Annotated in this window: 21 protein-coding genes; 13 read left to right on the top strand and 8 right to left on the bottom strand. The window is 39.7% G+C overall.

What is annotated here, in order from left to right; translation table 11 throughout:
* Positions 1-81 precede the first annotated feature (81 nt).
* The 5 genes from IR083_RS12765 to IR083_RS12745 form a co-directional block, all read right to left on the bottom strand.
* Positions 82-1,617, bottom strand: a complete 1,536-nt coding sequence (locus IR083_RS12765; protein ID WP_194224600.1) for a 4Fe-4S dicluster domain-containing protein — start codon at positions 1,615-1,617, stop codon at positions 82-84.
* A gap of 31 nt (positions 1,618-1,648) precedes the next feature.
* Complete coding sequence (locus tag IR083_RS12760; protein WP_194224599.1) at positions 1,649-2,587, bottom strand: DUF362 domain-containing protein; 939 nt, start codon at positions 2,585-2,587, stop codon at positions 1,649-1,651.
* Between the two features lie 40 nt (positions 2,588-2,627).
* Entirely contained in the window at positions 2,628-3,026 is a 399-nt protein-coding gene (locus IR083_RS12755; RefSeq protein ID WP_194224598.1) for a phosphoribosyltransferase, read from the bottom strand.
* 124 nt (positions 3,027-3,150) lie between these two features.
* On the bottom strand, positions 3,151-3,663 hold the full coding sequence (locus IR083_RS12750; protein ID WP_194224597.1) for an ECF transporter S component: 513 nt from the start codon (positions 3,661-3,663) through the stop codon (positions 3,151-3,153).
* Positions 3,664-3,963: 300 nt separating this feature from the next.
* Complete coding sequence (locus IR083_RS12745; protein WP_006799627.1) at positions 3,964-4,809, bottom strand: helix-turn-helix domain-containing protein; 846 nt, start codon at positions 4,807-4,809, stop codon at positions 3,964-3,966.
* A gap of 257 nt (positions 4,810-5,066) precedes the next feature.
* On the opposite strand from IR083_RS12745, the gene kdsA reads away from it, so the two are divergent.
* Genes kdsA through IR083_RS12720 form a run of 5 tightly spaced genes read left to right on the top strand, consistent with a single transcriptional unit; the run spans position 5,067 to position 8,079 of the window.
* Positions 5,067-5,867: a 3-deoxy-8-phosphooctulonate synthase gene (kdsA, locus tag IR083_RS12740; protein ID WP_006799626.1), complete on the top strand. Its 801-nt coding sequence runs from the start codon at positions 5,067-5,069 to the stop codon at positions 5,865-5,867.
* Complete coding sequence (locus tag IR083_RS12735) at positions 5,864-6,577, top strand: 2-phosphosulfolactate phosphatase (RefSeq protein ID WP_194224596.1); 714 nt, start codon at positions 5,864-5,866, stop codon at positions 6,575-6,577. The genes kdsA and IR083_RS12735 overlap by 4 nt, the downstream gene beginning before the upstream one ends.
* 9 nt (positions 6,578-6,586) lie before the next feature.
* Positions 6,587-6,952, top strand: coding sequence for a YraN family protein (locus tag IR083_RS12730; protein ID WP_194224595.1), 366 nt, complete (start codon positions 6,587-6,589; stop codon positions 6,950-6,952).
* A gap of 5 nt (positions 6,953-6,957) precedes the next feature.
* Positions 6,958-7,329: an MmcQ/YjbR family DNA-binding protein gene (locus tag IR083_RS12725; protein WP_194224594.1), complete on the top strand. Its 372-nt coding sequence runs from the start codon at positions 6,958-6,960 to the stop codon at positions 7,327-7,329.
* Between the two features lie 15 nt (positions 7,330-7,344).
* Positions 7,345-8,079 carry a biotin--[acetyl-CoA-carboxylase] ligase gene (locus tag IR083_RS12720; RefSeq protein ID WP_194224593.1) on the top strand — a complete coding sequence of 245 codons (735 nt, stop codon included), beginning with the start codon at positions 7,345-7,347 and terminating at the stop codon, positions 8,077-8,079.
* 12 nt (positions 8,080-8,091) lie between these two features.
* Here the strand turns inward: IR083_RS12720 and IR083_RS12715 are convergent, their stop codons facing one another.
* On the bottom strand, positions 8,092-8,349 hold the full coding sequence (locus tag IR083_RS12715) for a hypothetical protein (RefSeq protein ID WP_006799621.1): 258 nt from the start codon (positions 8,347-8,349) through the stop codon (positions 8,092-8,094).
* Between the two features lie 274 nt (positions 8,350-8,623).
* On the opposite strand from IR083_RS12715, the gene argR reads away from it, so the two are divergent.
* From argR to IR083_RS12675, 8 genes are read left to right on the top strand one after another with little or no spacing between them, the layout of a single operon-like run.
* Complete coding sequence (gene argR, locus IR083_RS12710) at positions 8,624-9,079, top strand: arginine repressor (protein ID WP_242052408.1); 456 nt, start codon at positions 8,624-8,626, stop codon at positions 9,077-9,079.
* Positions 9,080-9,125: 46 nt separating this feature from the next.
* On the top strand, positions 9,126-9,719 hold the full coding sequence (locus tag IR083_RS12705) for a GNAT family N-acetyltransferase (protein WP_199343238.1): 594 nt from the start codon (positions 9,126-9,128) through the stop codon (positions 9,717-9,719).
* Between the two features lie 10 nt (positions 9,720-9,729).
* Positions 9,730-10,929, top strand: a complete 1,200-nt coding sequence (locus IR083_RS12700; RefSeq protein WP_194224591.1) for an argininosuccinate synthase — start codon at positions 9,730-9,732, stop codon at positions 10,927-10,929.
* 50 nt (positions 10,930-10,979) lie between these two features.
* Positions 10,980-11,354 (top strand): GxxExxY protein, encoded by a 375-nt coding sequence (locus tag IR083_RS12695; RefSeq protein WP_194224590.1) that lies wholly within the window; start codon positions 10,980-10,982, stop codon positions 11,352-11,354.
* Positions 11,355-11,414: 60 nt separating this feature from the next.
* Entirely contained in the window at positions 11,415-12,383 is a 969-nt protein-coding gene (argC, locus tag IR083_RS12690; protein ID WP_194224589.1) for an N-acetyl-gamma-glutamyl-phosphate reductase, read from the top strand.
* 49 nt (positions 12,384-12,432) lie between these two features.
* Positions 12,433-12,798 (top strand): four helix bundle protein, encoded by a 366-nt coding sequence (locus tag IR083_RS12685; RefSeq protein WP_194224588.1) that lies wholly within the window; start codon positions 12,433-12,435, stop codon positions 12,796-12,798.
* A gap of 37 nt (positions 12,799-12,835) precedes the next feature.
* Positions 12,836-14,182, top strand: a complete 1,347-nt coding sequence (locus IR083_RS12680; protein WP_194224587.1) for a MutS-related protein — start codon at positions 12,836-12,838, stop codon at positions 14,180-14,182.
* A 1-nt stretch (position 14,183) separates the two neighbouring features.
* Positions 14,184-15,305 (top strand): aspartate aminotransferase family protein, encoded by a 1,122-nt coding sequence (locus IR083_RS12675; RefSeq protein WP_194224586.1) that lies wholly within the window; start codon positions 14,184-14,186, stop codon positions 15,303-15,305.
* 31 nt (positions 15,306-15,336) lie between these two features.
* Here IR083_RS12675 and IR083_RS12670 read toward each other — a convergent pair whose 3' ends face one another.
* Together IR083_RS12670 and IR083_RS12665 are read right to left on the bottom strand one after the other, a co-directional pair.
* On the bottom strand, positions 15,337-15,744 hold the full coding sequence (locus IR083_RS12670) for a DUF2752 domain-containing protein (RefSeq protein WP_194224585.1): 408 nt from the start codon (positions 15,742-15,744) through the stop codon (positions 15,337-15,339).
* 63 nt (positions 15,745-15,807) lie between these two features.
* Positions 15,808-16,203 carry a CD225/dispanin family protein gene (locus tag IR083_RS12665; protein ID WP_006799611.1) on the bottom strand — a complete coding sequence of 132 codons (396 nt, stop codon included), beginning with the start codon at positions 16,201-16,203 and terminating at the stop codon, positions 15,808-15,810.
* Between the last annotated feature and the right edge of the window lie 21 nt (positions 16,204-16,224).

Genomic DNA, 16,224 nt, shown 5'->3' with positions numbered 1-16,224 from the left:
TACCGAGAAAAAACAAAACCGGCCAAGTTGGCCGGTTATCGCAGTATTATGAATTTTCAGGGACAATGATGAACGGGGAAATTAGAATCCGAAATCATCAACCTCAACTTCTTCTTTTTCTTCAACCTCAAACGCTTTCCGGGTCTGATGAACGACATTACCTTCTACAAAAATTGCACGGTTAGGTCGTACCGGACAGATAAATTCACATCCGCCGCACCCTACACAAATGTCAGGGGTGATATGTGGTATAGTAAGTCCTTCGTGACCCTCGTAGGGAACCATCGTTACAGCTTGTGTAGGACAATGCTCGGCACAAGCCCCGCAATTGGTTTCCTCTACATGCACCACACAAATATCTTCAACAAAATGTACCCGGCCTATTTGTGTCATATGTTTTTCTTCCATCGTCAGAGGCAGTAATGCCTGGTTGGGACACACATCGGCGCATACTGTGCAGTTATAGTTACAGAATCCCTTTTCGTAAGTCATTACAGGTTGCATAATGCCTCCGATGCCATATTCCATGAAAGCTGGTTTTATAACCCTTGACGGGCAACGGCTTATGCAAAGGTGGCACGATGTGCAATGATGCAGTAAATGCTCAGCACTTTTTGCTCCCGGCGGGCATATCGGATTTTGACGTGTAGGGACTTTTTCGCCTGTTACAATCTCTACTATCTTTTCCTGTGCAAATACCGCAGGTACAGATACGGCTGTTGTTATTGCCGTAGCCAGAAATTGCCTTTTTCCTGAGTCAGTCTTATTCTCGATGTTGATATCAGTAATTTTCTTCCTGTAAGGTGTAAACTTCAATGCATTACGTGAGCAGCTGTCGAGGCAATTGAAGCAATCTACACAGCGACTGTGGTCTACTGTATGGTTTTTGCTGTCGATGCACGAAGCCTTACACTTCATAGCGCACGAACCGCAACTGTTGCACAGGTTGTCATCTATCCGGATTTTGAATAGCGAAAATTTGCTGATGAAACCCAGCACAGTTCCTACAGGACACACCGTATTACAAAATGTTCGTCCGTATTTCCAAGCAAAGAAGCCTATGCCAAGGAATGTGATAATAGCAATGAGAAAAGAAAACATACTGAGTATCACTACTTCCATTTTATAGAATGTATAATTGCCGAAACTGGTAAAAATAGATTCCAAAACATTATTTCCGGCCATATAAACCGGTTTGAACAGGTTGGCAATAATACGTCCGTATGCACTATAAGGGTCTACTAATCCTAATAAAACAGGGTAACCTGCAAAGAAAGTTATCAGGACAACCGCGATCACCGACCATCTGAGTATATTCTTGGCCTTGCTGTATTTGTATCTCTTTTTCTTTTTGGCAGTTTTTTTCGAAATCCATGCCACAATGTCCTGATAGATACCCATCGGACAAACAGAGGAACAGTATACGCGTCCGAATAGCAGAGTCAATACAATAAGTACTGTTAATATTATAAAGCTGCTACCCAATATTGCAGGAATGAACTGTATATGAGCCAGTACATGAAACTGGTCAGGCATCAGTGCTGCAAAATCAAGAAAATAGAACGTTATCAGGGCGAATAAAATAAGAGATACACCCACCCGAAGTTTTTTTAGCATAGTTGATAGTTGATAGTTGATAGTTGTGAAATTAAATTTTTATCCTCTTGATGTTCAGATTATCTATGTCCATTGTGCCAAGCTTATGGGCTTGCCCTCCTGCTATATGGCCTACATGGTCGAGAGGCATTGTCCGTACCTGGCTGAAGAATTTGGCTGCTGCCGTATCTACCGCAACTATATCCTGAGAAATAAAAAGACCTTTCGGATTTGCCACATCGGCAGTCGAACGTCCTTGCGGGCCGTTTGTTTTCACTATCCTGTATGCGTCTACAATATTGAGAACCGGTTTTTTCGAATATGTACATACATCGGCTATACACTGTTGCAAATCAGTACTGTGAAAAATACGCCTGTCCCAGACGATACCCATATAATTTTTCATGGAAATTGTAAGGTTGGCACCCCCATGATGTTTCAGTACAGGAAGGTTTATCCAGGCATCACAATCGATGATGGCTTCGTGTATCTTTGCGCTTTTCAGTTTCTTTCCCAATGGGAGAGCAACCTCACGATAGTATGATTCTTCGTGAGCAGGAAGTACTTTAGCTCCGGCTGCTTTGGCTGCGGCTTCAATTCCACTGTTTTTATAACATTTGATCCAATCATCGCAGGTGTGGTCGAATACGACAACTTCTTTAGCTCCTGCAGATAAGCATTGGCGGATAACTTCGGTTACGAGCTTCGGGTTGGTATTGCCCGATTGTTCAGGGGTCTTATCCCATCCGATATTTGGTTTTACTACTACTTTCCACCCTTTTTTTATGAATTTACCCATGCCGCCCATTTCAGTCATGGCGCGCCTGAACATAACTTCGGGCTCACCACCCATGACGGCAACCATGTCCACTGTGGCTGCAGATTCGGAACTGATAAATTTTTCAGACAGTATGTCTATGTTGCCGCTTGCCTTAATTGTTGCCGCTGCTCCTGTAAGTGCAATTGCCCTTAAAAAATTACGTCTATCCATAACCAACTTTTTTCTTTATTTGTTTTACCTTTTACCTTTATTATAATAACCATGGAAATTTAAAGCAGGTCTCATCGTAGAGGCTGTAATCTGCTTTTCCATTTACTGCAAACGTTTTTATAACTTTAGCGTCTTTCAGCAATTCGCAGGCTTTCGTAAGAGATGCGCCTGTTTTAACCCTGTCTTCTACAAGCAGGATCGTTTTACCTTTAAATTCAAAATCGATGGGAGCCATTAGCTGCGGACTATCGTAGATTGGCCTTTGGTTGCTGTCTCTGAGATTGATTTTCAAAAGCTGTATTTCAATGCCTAAACGCTGATTTAGAATCGCCGCAGGAATTATACCTCCGTTAGCGATGGCTACAATCATATCGAACTGTTCGGAAAAAGATATTGAGCGGAATCGCTCCAATACTTCTTCGAATGTTTTGTCATACATGATAATTATGATTTCAAAATTTGGCTTACGCCGATTTTCAATTCAGGTTTCAAGATTAGGGTATAGATATATTGAGAATAAACCTATTTTGAAATTTTGAAACCTGAAATCTTTAAATTATTTTTTAGAGTTTGGCTATAGCTTTTAATACAGCAAACCCTCCGAATATCTGGATCAGCATACCCGGTATACCAATGCGGAAGTCCTGAACTGCTACAAACAGATCTTTAACTATAGCCCATTCTACAGGTATTCCTACTATCTGATAAGCCAGTACTACACCAACCAGGGCAAGAAGAGATACTTTTTCGAAACGGTGTGCGGCATAAGCTGCTGCACCGGCTAATAAAGATGATTTGATAAGGATTATAGGCAATACATCTGCCGGAGGCATACCAAATAAGATATTGTTAGCCAAAGGAGATAGTATGGCTGTCAGTAGCCCTACGCGAAAGCCATATTTATATGCGGCAATCAGTGTGAAGAAATAGATAGGTAGCCATGTAAGCCCTCCACCGGGAACTAAATGGCAGATTTGAGGAAGAACTATATTGCCGGCAATAAACAGTAGGGCAAACATATATGTTTTAACCTCTTTGTAGTTGAGAGAATAAAGTTTTACTGTTGTTGTTTCCATAATCAAAGTGAATTAAGTGCGGTGTTTATTATTATTTATTGAAAATGCTTTTGTTAAAACGGAAGAAATATATTCTTCTCATCCTTTCTGTTTTTCAGGTTGCTGTTGATAAAAAATGTAATTCCGGTATTTGTTTTTTACTCTGTACCCATAATCTTCAAAACCAATACAATACTATATATTATCTTTGAACTAAGCAAAAAACGTGTTGTTTTTTTTATATCCTTAAGATAGTGCTATGGCAATCAGGCACAAATATAAGGAGAAAGAGAATGGCTTACTTTGCTTATAGGTTCAAATTTACTTTTCTTGAAAGTCCATTTTATTAGAGGGTGGATATCCGAATTCTTTTTTGAATGCAGTAGAGAAGTGCGACAGATTCTTAAATCCTACTTCCTGATATACTTCAGACGGCTTTTGGTTTTTGTTTACAATCTGATTATATGCGTCATGCAATCTTTTTTTTACAAGCCATCTGCCCGGAGGTTCATTAAAGATAGATGCAAAATCACGCTTGAAAGAAGTGAGGCTTCGGCCGGTATAATGGGCAAACTCCTGAAGCGACAGATCATATTTGTAATTTTTGTTCATGAACTCGGCGAGATCCGTTTTCCATGGTTCTGCAAAATCGAATAAGACACTGGCTAGCGAAGGATCCACCTCTAAAAGGACGAGGGCAGCTTCTTTCAATTTGGTTGTCATCAACTCATTGGACGGATATTTCTGCGAATCAAAGTATTGTTCCAACGACATAAACAGGCCGGTTAGGAATGGATGCCTGGTAAGCATTGTATAACTTCTGTCTTTACTTCCCGCATAAAAATTGGTAGATATTGGAAATTTGGCTTCAGCCATCAAGCTCTTTAGGAGAGGTGTTCTAAGCTGTAAAAAAAGTCCTTTGAATGGCTCTCCGCTTTTGGTCGGCCGTTTTGTCTTTTTTGCGAGATGATTGCGTTTCATAAATACGGAATCCCCTTTCCTGAAGATGGTACGTTTTTCTTTTGTCTGCAAAACCATTTCACCGGAGCAGATGTATACCAGCATGTGGTCAGTAATCATTTCTTCGCAGAGTTTGTCCTTTTCTACGTGGCAACAGAAGAAGGTATCCATGTAATTGTAAATAATCGTATCCGATTGAGTGTTCATGAGGCTAGATTTTTTTGTAAATTAAGAGAATTTATTTTTAATGGACAAATTATAAAAAGGGTTTGTTTTTTTACTCCGAAGGGCGGGTCTGGTTTGCTATTAATTTTTTGTTAAAAGCAAAGCATATTTATCTGTTTCTGATTGTAATCAGTTTGTAATTAATTAATTAGTCTAAAAATGGTAAAGGCGTTTCTGTAAAAGGTATAATATTTGTACCTTTGATAAAGTTTTTAATACATTCTAATCAAACGAATAAAATGAATATTACAAATCTGAAAAATGATAATTTCTTCCTGCTAGCCGGACCATGTGTTATTGAGGGGGAAGAAATGGCATTACGCATTGCCGAAAAAATAATAGGAATCACATCAAAACTTGATATACCCTATGTTTTTAAGGGATCGTATAAAAAAGCGAATCGCTCGCGAGTCGATTCTTTTACGGGTATTGGTGACGAGAAGGCTTTGAAAATATTGCGTAAGGTAAACGAAACTTTTGGCGTGCCTACAGTTACGGATATCCATGAGACGCATGAAGCCGCAATGGCTGCCGAGTATGTTGATGTATTGCAGATTCCTGCATTTCTTTGTCGCCAGACCGATCTGCTTATCGCTGCAGCTAAGACTGGGAAAATAGTGAATATCAAAAAAGGGCAGTTTCTTGCACCGGGCGGGATGAAATTTGCTGCACAGAAAGTTGTGGATTCGGGAAACAATAATGTAATTATAACAGATAGAGGAACATCTTTCGGATACTCAGATTTGGTAGTCGATTTTCGCGGAATACCCGAAATGAAAGAATTTGGCTTTCCTGTCGTTCTGGATGCTACCCATAGCCTTCAAAAACCAAATCAGGCCTCGGGAGTTACAGGAGGGCAGCCACAATTGATAGAAACAATGTGTAAAGCCGGTATTGCAACAGGTGTCGACGGATTGTTCTTAGAAACACATTTCGATCCGGCTAATGCCCTGTCTGATGGCGCAAATATGTTGCCACTCGACCAGTTGGAAGGCTTATTGATAAAACTTACACGGATTAAATCAGCATTAAAAGAATGAAAGTAGAAGTGTGTTTTTCTCCTGCTCTTTATCCATATTATGCTAGTGACAATAACCATATTACGATTGTAGTAGATATTTTCAGGGCAACGACCACTATGTGTGCCGCATTGAGAAACGGCGCGGAATCTGTTATACCTGTCGCATCGATAGAAGAAGCGCAGGACTATAAGGCAAAAGGATATCTTGTAGGGGCAGAGCGTAATGTGAAGCGTTGCGATTTCGCAGATTTTGGGAACTCTCCATTTGATTATACAGCCGATAGAGTTAGCGGTAAGGATGTTGTATTTACTACTACAAACGGAACGCAGGCTATCGATATGGCGAAAGATTCGGATATACTGACTGTTGGCGCTTTTTCCAATATTAGCGCTTTAGCTGACTTCTGTGCAGATAAACAAAAGGATGTAATAGTGCTTTGTGCCGGATGGAATAACCGTTTCAATATGGAGGATTCTCTTTTTGGCGGCGCTTTGGCTCGCAAACTGATTGATAGAGGATATATTTCTGCCTCGGATGCAACTCAGGTAGCTTTGTCGATGTGGAAGGAGGCGGTACCCGATGTTCGCAGTTATATTGACCGTACAGAGCATATTAAGCGGTTGGAAGCTCATAATCTGCAAGATTCGGTCGAATACTGTTTAACAGAAGATACTGTGAATTTGATTCCCGTTTACAATAAAGAAACCAAGAAAATAACAATTGGCTGATTTTGTTTTATGGCTGAGCATAACGATCTGGGGAAAAAGGGTGAGGATGCAGCGGAACATTATCTCAGGCAGAGGAGTTATGAAATAATAGAGCGTAACTGGCTATATGAAAAATATGAAATAGATATAATTGCCCGGAATGAGGAATATATTGTTTTTGTAGAAGTAAAGACCCGAAGTTCGAGCCAATGGGGGAATCCGGAGGAGGCAGTATCGAAGGGAAAGATAAAACGGATTGTTGAAGCTGCCGATTTTTACCTTAGGGAATACGATATGGATCTGCCTGCCCGTTTCGATGTGGTTGCGGCTATCTGGAACGGAGAGAAGTTTGAGATAGAACATATAGACGATGCATTTCTGGCACCTGTAAATTAGAGAAAATGAATATAGAAGAAGTTCGTGAAGCATGTATATCGATAAAAGGAGCAACGGAAAGCTTCCCCTTCGGAGACGATACGCTGGTCTATAAAGTAATGGACAAAATGTTTGCCTATATGGGTCTGGAATCAAGAGACGGCGAATTCTGGCTGAATGTGAAATGTGATCCGGAGAAAGCGATTGAACTGAGGGAGCATTACAACGGTATCAGGCCGGGTTATCATTCAAACAAAAAGTATTGGAATACTATTGTTATTGAGAGTGATGTATCTGATGCTTTGATCGAAGAACTTATCCAACACTCGGTGGATGAGGTGATCAGAAAATTGCCAAAAGTAAAGCAAGCCGAATATAATAATTTGTCTAATATCTAAATAATCGAACATACTATGCCTCTGATTATTCACCTTGTTGACGAAATTGACTCTACAAACAATTATATGAAAAGTCTGTTGCTGAAACAGAAAGTAAAGGAGGGAACCATTATCTCGGCCGATTTTCAGACAGGAGGCAGAGGGCAGCGTGGCAACGGCTGGATGTCAGAGAATGGTAGGAACCTGTTGTTCAGTATTGTATTGTATCCCTATGCGGTAAAAGCAAATGAGCAGTTCCTTATATCGCAGGTTGTATCGTTGGCTGTAGCCGATTTTCTCCGGAAATATACAGATGGTATTACAATAAAATGGCCAAATGATATTTACTGGCGAGAGAAGAAAATATGCGGAATTCTGATTGAGAACGCCATAGAAGGTGATCAAATAAAAGAGTCTGTATGCGGGATAGGTATCAATCTTAATCAGGAGAGTTTCGATAGCAGTCTGCCTAATCCTGTATCACTAAAACAAATAACAGGAGAATATTATAAACAAAGTATTATGCTCGGAGAAGTAAGAGAACTCCTTTTTTCTTATTACGAGCAGTTGAGGAGGGGAGAGATACAGATTATTGTAGAGAATTATAGAGATTCTCTGTTCAGAAAAACAGGTTACCATTTATTTAATGACAACACAAATGATTTTATAGCCAGGATAAAGAATGTAGCTCCCGATGGAACGCTTATTTTAGAAACGGAAAGCGGGGATGAGAGGCGCTTTGCGTTTAAAGAAGTAAGATATGTTCTGTGAACGTGATCTGTTTTAAATCAGAATGTTATATATCGTGTAAGAATGCGTTTCAACCCCCTCATTTGTACGCTCATAGTGTTTGTCTATATCTATTTTTATACATTTCCGAATATTCAGAAGAAGAAAAATCTCATCGTTAGTCAAATCCTCCTTTTCATATACTACAATGCGCGCAAAAGAGTCATCAACTGTAACTTTTGTCGCTTTTTTCTCCGGAGTATCTGACCGCAAGACAGATATTATCGGTTGCTTTTTCTCTGGTTCCTCCATTCAAATTCAAAATATATAGGTTTATTTCCAGACATGATGTGTCTTGAAGTGCCAATACATAAATATAGAAAAAGCCGAGAGCTGAGTCAAAACTTACTTTGGCCTATGCCGGGCGCATCCTATATCCTGCAAATATAAAAAATAAATTAAAAAAAGGAATGTTTAACATTTTGCAGATCTGTTATTTATATAATAATATTTTTTATACATTAAATATTTTAGAATATGCATAAATATGTGTAAATTTGCACTATTAATTGCATATTTATACGTTATGACTAAAAAGTACAGACATAAAATAATAAGAGAAGTGTTGCAGACGAACGATATAAATAGTCAGGATATGCTTCTTAAACTGTTGGTGGATAAAGGGTTTGAGCTTACTCAGGCTACTTTGTCCCGCGATATAAAAGAACTGAAAATAGTGAAGGTACCCACGGCAAAAGGTAATTATGTATATCAGTTTTCGGAGTCGATGCAGAATCTGGAAGAGGAAATGCCGTTGTCTTCTTTCGGATTTGTTAATATTGAATTTTCGGGACAACTGGCTGTGATAAAGACCCGTCCGGGTTATGCTATGGCTATAGCGGGAGAGATAGACCGCAGGGCCACACGTTATATACTGGGTACAGTTGCAGGTGACGATACTATACTTCTGATACCGAGAGAGAATATAAGCAGGGAGGAGGTAATAGCTTCGCTTTCTGAATTTATACCGAATATTGAATGATAAGACAACAATGAACAACATAGAAGAACTTGTGGTAGAAAAGCCAATGGAGCAACAACTTACTATACAGATAGCCAACGAAAGTCATGTCGGATACGTGCAAACGATATTGGATACAATTGAGGCTGCGGCTAAGGTGCGGGGCACAGGAATTGCAAAACGTACACCGGAATATGTGGAACTTAAAATAAAGGAAGGCAAAGCTATTATTGCCCTGATGGGAGATGAGTTTGCCGGATTCTGCTATATAGAATCATGGGGGAATAAGCAGTTTGTTGCCAATTCCGGGCTAATTGTGGTCGAAAAATTCAGACAGCACGGGCTGGCAAAAAAAATCAAACAGCATGCCTTTTCCTTGGCGAGGGCTATGTTTCCGACAGCGAAAGTATTTGGCCTGACATCAGGCGCAGCGGTAATGAAAATAAATACAGAACTGGGGTATGTGCCCGTGACTTTTGCGCAACTGACAGATGATGAGTCTTTCTGGCGAGGTTGTCAGGGATGTGTCAATTATGATATCCTTACCCGTACCGACAGGAAATACTGTATCTGTACTGCGATGCTCTTCGATCCCGAAAAGCAGAAAGACAAAAAGGAGATAAAAGAGATAATAAAAGACCTCAAAAAGCAATTGAAATAACATAACATATATGAAAAAGAAAGTCGTTTTAGCATTCAGTGGAGGATTAGATACATCATTCTGTGCAAAATATCTGTCCGCTGATATGGGATATGATGTATATACAGCCGTAGCCAACACAGGAGGTTTTACCCCCGAAGAATTGAAAGTTATAGAGGAAAAAGCGTATAAATTAGGTGCTGTAAAGCATGTAAGCCTCGATATAACACAGGAATATTACGAAAAGAGCATCAAATATATGATTTTCGGAAATGTATTGCGTAATGGTACATACCCGATTTCGGTGAGTTCGGAGCGTATATTTCAGGCGATAGCCATTATCAACTATGCAAAGGAAATAGGTGCTGACGCTGTTGCTCATGGCAGCACAGGAGCAGGAAACGATCAGGTTCGCTTCGACCTGACATTTGATGTGCTTGCTCCCGGTATTGAGATTATTACACCTACCCGCGATATGATCCTTACCCGTGAGTATGAAATCGATTATCTGAAAGAACACGGATATGAAGCTGATTTTACGAAGATGGTGTATTCCATTAATAAAGGGCTTTGGGGTACAAGCATAGGTGGCAAAGAAACGCTGAAGTCAGAACAGACTTTGCCGGAAGAAGCCTATCCGTCCCAATTGAAGAAACAAGGACAGGAAGTTCTTACGATTGATTTCGAAGAAGGCGAAATAGCAGCAGTAAACGGTGAAAAATATGCTGATAAGGTAAAAGCTATCCAGAAGATAGAAGAGATTACATCGGCTTATGCTATCGGCCGCGATATGCATATAGGTGATACTATTATCGGCATAAAGGGGCGTGTGGGCTTTGAAGCCGCGGCTCCGCTGGTAATTATCAATGCGCACAAAATGCTGGAAAAGCATACGCTGACCAAATGGCAACAGTATTGGAAAGAGCAGGTAGGTAACTGGTACGGGATGTTTCTTCACGAAGCGCAATATCTGGAACCCGTTATGCGTGATATAGAGGCTTTCCTATCGAGTTCGCAGCAAAATGTAACAGGGCGTGTGAGCATTAAACTTCAGCCATATCATTACGTGCTGATTGGAGTGGAAAGTGATTTCGACCTGATGAAAGCCGATTTCGGAGAGTACGGTGAAGTGAATAAGGCATGGACATCGGATGATGCGAAAGGCTTTACGAAAATTTATGCTATGACAAATAAGATATATCATAGCGTACAAGAGAAAAACAAAAAGTAAAATATCTTTATTACCACGGAGTAAAAGGAGTAACGCGGAGTTTTTATTAAATGATTAAAAAAGAAAGCTTAACAGGTAAGATATTAGGTTGTGCATATACTGTACATTCAGAATTAGGACCTGGACTATTTGAAAAAGTATATGAAGAATGCCTTTTTTATGAATTAAGCGAATCTGGATTATATGTTGAAAAACAAGTTGAACTTCCGGTAGAATATAAGGGAATAACATTGGATGCCGGCTATAAATTAGACCTTCTAGTTGAAGATGAAATAATCCTGGAATTGAAGTCTGTAAAAGAATTAACTGATCTTCATACAGCACAATTACTGACTTATATGAAACTTTCCGATTGTGAAATTGGCTTTCTAATGAATTTTAATGTAAAGTCTCTAAAAGACGGAATAAAAAGATATATATTGTAAAAACTCCGTGTTACTCCTTTTACTCTGTGGTTAGTAAAGAGTTTCAATAAAAATAAAACTATGATAAAAGCAGGAATTATAGGGGGAGCCGGCTATACTGCCGGAGAACTGATAAGAATATTGATCAATCATCCGCAGGTGGAACTGGTATTTGTAAACAGTACAAGTAACGCAGGTAATAAGCTAACGGATGTACATAGCGGATTGTTAGGCGATACGGATATGGACTTTACCGACCAGTTGCCTTACGATAAAATAGACGTTTTATTCTTTTGTACGGCGCACGGTGATACAAAGAAGTTTCTGGAAACGAATGAGATCCCCGGACATCTGAAAATTATAGACCTGTCTACCGATTACAGACACAAAGCCGAAGGAAATAAATTCATTTACGGCTTACCGGAACTGAATAAAGAAGAGATACGGAAATCATCTTATATCGCTAATCCCGGGTGTTTTGCCACAGCCATACAGTTAGGCCTGTTACCACTGGCGAAAGCCGGATTGCTGAATACTGAAATCCATGTGAATGCTATCACAGGCTCCACTGGGGCGGGAGTAAAGCCGTCGGCAACCTCCCATTTCAGTTGGCGGGAGAATAATATCTCTGTTTACAAGGCTTTCGAACATCAGCATCTGACAGAGATACGCCAGTCTTTAACTCAGTTACAGACCGATTTTACAGAAGATATTAACTTTATACCTGTCCGTGGAAATTTCACCAGAGGTATATTTGTTTCTACTTATCTGAAATTTGACGGAACTATTGAAGAGGCTGCGAAATTATATCAGGATTTTTACAAAGAAAGTCCTTTTGTAGTTGCCTCCGATAAAAATATAGATCTCAAGCAGGTGGTAAATACAAATAAATGTATCTTACATCTGGAAAAGCACGGAAATAAGTTGCTTATTCTTTCCTGCATAGACAATCTGGTAAAAGGTGCGTCGGGACAGGCAGTACATAATATGAACCTGATATTCGGATTAGACGAGACAGAAGGATTGAAGATGAAAGCTAGTGCATTTTAGAAAAGTATTAAGTTGTGAGTAATGAGTAAAAAGAAAGAAAGGACAAAATATGCAAGATTTTCGTAGTCTTAAAATATGGAAAAGGGCTCATGTTTTGACTCTAATGATATACAAAGTATCGCTTTCTTTTTCAAAAGAAGAGACTTATAGTTTAACTTCGCAACTCAGACGTTCTATAATTTCTGTTCCTGCAAATATTGCAGAAGGTGCAGGAAGGAACACAAAGCCTGATTTTGCCCAATTCTTAAATATAGCTTTAGGCTCATTGAATGAAAGTATTTATTATATATTATTAGCAAAAGAGTTGGATTATTTGAAAGATGAAGATTATTTGATGTTGGAACGTGAAATGAATGAATTGAAAGCCATGCTTATAGCTTTTATCAGTGCTGTAAGCAAGTCGGTAGTATCCTGACTTATTACTTATTACTCACAACTTAATACTTGCAATTATGAAATTTGAAGTAGACTCCCAAACCCTGAAAGACCTTGAAATCTTTGACACAGTCAAAGACGGTACGTCTGTATTCAGCCTGTTTAATCACACTCAGTGTTATGGTGGCAGGAGGATACTCTATAATTTTTTGTCCAACCCTCTGACCGATCTGGAAAAGATAACCGAACGGACAGACACCATTGCTTTCTTTCAGAAATATTTGCCGGAAGGCCTGAGTGTAGATAAAGATTCGCTTGATTTTACCGAATATTATATCCGGCATGGTGATTATCCGACACGCATTCCTACATGGTTTACAGCCTTGGAGAGGATGATAATGGACAGGATAAGTACAAATACCGAGTACTATCTGGTAAAGAAAGGAGTTGGCTCTACTGTCGACCTGTTGAAGACGATATATGCTTTTTCCCACGTTTTAGCTGATAAGTTTAAGGAAAATAATTATCCGAAATTGTTGGAAAAGAATAACGAAAAGGTCTTGGAAATATTTTCTTCGAACGATTATGCCGATATAATGAAATTAGGGCGGAAAATACCTTCTTATGAGACATCCCGGCTCGACTATATGTTTCGCTATACTCACAAAAAGGATATTCTTTTCTTTCTTGACCTTATATACGAATATGATGCCTTTCTATCCATTGCAAAAGCGGCGGATAAATACGGACTGTCGTATGCTGAAATGTTTCCGGCCGATGATAACCGGTTGGAGATAGATGGTTTATACCATCCCTTTGTAGAAGCGGCTATTCCGAATGATATGCGCTTTGAAAAGCCTTCGAACCTGTTATTTATATCGGGGCCGAATATGGCGGGGAAATCCACTTTCCTGAAAGCGCTGGGGTTGTCCGCATATCTGGCGCATGTGGGATTCCCTGTTCCTGCAAAGAGGATGACTTTGAGTCTGTTGTCGGGATTGTGTACCACAATTAATATTTCCGATAACCTGAGTTCGGGGTACAGTCATTTTTATGCAGAGGTGATGCGTATCAAGGATGTTGCCCGTCAGCTGAAAACACACCGGAATATGCTGGTGATCTTCGATGAATTATTCAGGGGTACGAATGTGAAAGATGCCTATGACGGGACATTGGCTGTAGTGAATGCATTTACGGAGGTGAAAAGTTCATTCTTTGTCATATCTTCCCATATTGTAGAGGTTACCAAAGAGTTGGAAGCCAATAAGAATATAGAATTTTCTTATTTCGAGATTCTCGAGCAGGACGGACATCCTGTGTACACATATAAGCTGAAAGACGGAATTTCGCAGGTCAGGTTAGGGATGTACATTATCCGGAAAGAGAACTTAATAGAAACAATTAAAGAAATAAATAATATATAAAATGAAATTATTCGATGTATTTCCGCTATTCGACATCAATGTCGTAGAAGGAAAAGGATGCTATGTGTATGATGATAAGGGTAATGAATACTTAGACCTTTATGGAGGCCATGCCGTAATATCGGTGGGGCATACACATCCTTATTATGTGGCTAAACTTACAGAACAGTTGAATAAACTCGGGTTCTATTCCAATTCTGTAGTGAATAAGCTGCAACAGGAACTGGCGCAAAAGATGGGAGAACAATGCGGTTACTCCGACTATTTTCTGTTCCTTGTAAATTCAGGTGCAGAAGCAAATGAGAATGCTATAAAACTGGCTTCGTTCCACAATGGACGCAAGAAAGTACTCTCATTTAAGAAAGCGTTTCACGGACGTACTTCGGTTACTGTTGCCACAACGGATATCCCAGCGTATTCAGCGCCTGTAAATCAGTCGGAGAATGTAGTGTTCGCTCCGTTTAATGATATTGAATTTGTAAAAAAGGAGTTGGCCACAAAAGAATACTGCTCTGTTATTATAGAAGGTATTCAGGGCGTTGCAGGTATCCAGATACCATACGATGATTTTCTGAAAGAGCTTCGCGACGTTTGTACCGAAACAGGAACTATCCTGATTCTGGACGAAATACAATCGGGTTATGGCCGCAGCGGTAAATTTTTCGCCCATCAGTATGCGGAAATACAAGCCGATCTGATAACAGTAGCCAAAGGTATTGGTAACGGTTTTCCAATGTCGGGAGTACTGATTAATCCGATGTTTAAAGCTGTATACGGACAATTGGGAACCACATTCGGGGGTAATCATCTGGCTTGTGCGGCAGCTATCGCTGTACTTGATATAATGAGGAATGAGAAGCTTATTGAAAACGCATATAATGTCGGTGAATTCCTGATGGAGGAATTAAGGAAATTCCCTCAGATAAAAGAAGTACGCGGACGCGGGCTTATGATAGGTATGGAGTTTGATGAACCTATAAAAGAAAAACGGACGAAGCTTTTATTTGAAGAAAAAGTTTTTACCGGAGCAACAGGTACACACGTATTCCGTTTGCTGCCTCCGCTCTGCCTTACAATAGAACAGGCTAAAGAGTTTCTCGAAAGGTTTAAAAAAGTACTCTGAAATATATAAAAGTGGCTTGGTGCCACTTTTTTTATGGGGGAGGAGCCAGATACATAAATGGCCAGAAAGGGATATTTCTCAGGATGAAAAACAGGATAACTGTAATCAGAAGTGTATATCCGAACCAGGGTTTGAATACAAAGCTTTTCAGATACTTTTCCTGTCCGAGTATATAAACCCTTACAGCCAGATAGTAGAAGTAAGCCAGAAATGGCCCTGCTACGATAAAGAAAATATTATAGCGCAAAGCCTCCAATATATTGCCATGCAGCAGGAAATGCAAAGCCCGTTGTCCGCCGCATCCGGGACATTCCAGTCCGGTGGCTGCTTTGAATGTACAGGGGGTATTTTCCCCCGCTATATTATAGATCGCATAATAAACGACTATAATAACGATTGGGAATAAAATGGCTGATATAAGGAGTATATACTTTTTCATAAAAAAGGAAAGGTAATTCCATTGAAATTACCTTTCTGTATTATAATGTTTATTTAGTAGCTATTAAGCCCCGTACTGATCCATGATAGTCTGGTATTGCTCCATGATAGCGGAAATACCACCTGCCAATATGATAGAAACAATAATCCAGACAATTGACAGAACAACTGTACCTATGGCTATTAACGACAATAATTTAGCATTCTTAGCCGCGCTCTCTGCTCCGGCATAATCTCCGGCGAAATATTTGGAATCTACCTGAGTGGAGAATACTATGGCGATAATACCAAGGATAAAACCGATACAACTGACATATCCGCAGCAGGTTATCAAACTTACAACTGTAGCTATGATAGCTAAAATCAAATTATTATTTGGTCTTGGTGGTTTAGTCGGGTTTTCCCAACCGTTAGCTTGTTGAGCAGGTTCTTGATAACCTTGGTTGCTAAATTCTGTCATGGTTATGATATTATTATTAAA

The organism is Dysgonomonas sp. GY75, assembly GCF_015234155.1.
Classification (GTDB): domain Bacteria; phylum Bacteroidota; class Bacteroidia; order Bacteroidales; family Dysgonomonadaceae; genus Dysgonomonas; species Dysgonomonas gadei.
Note: the sequence above shows the minus strand (reverse complement) of the source record. Positions and strands in the feature narration are given on the sequence as shown.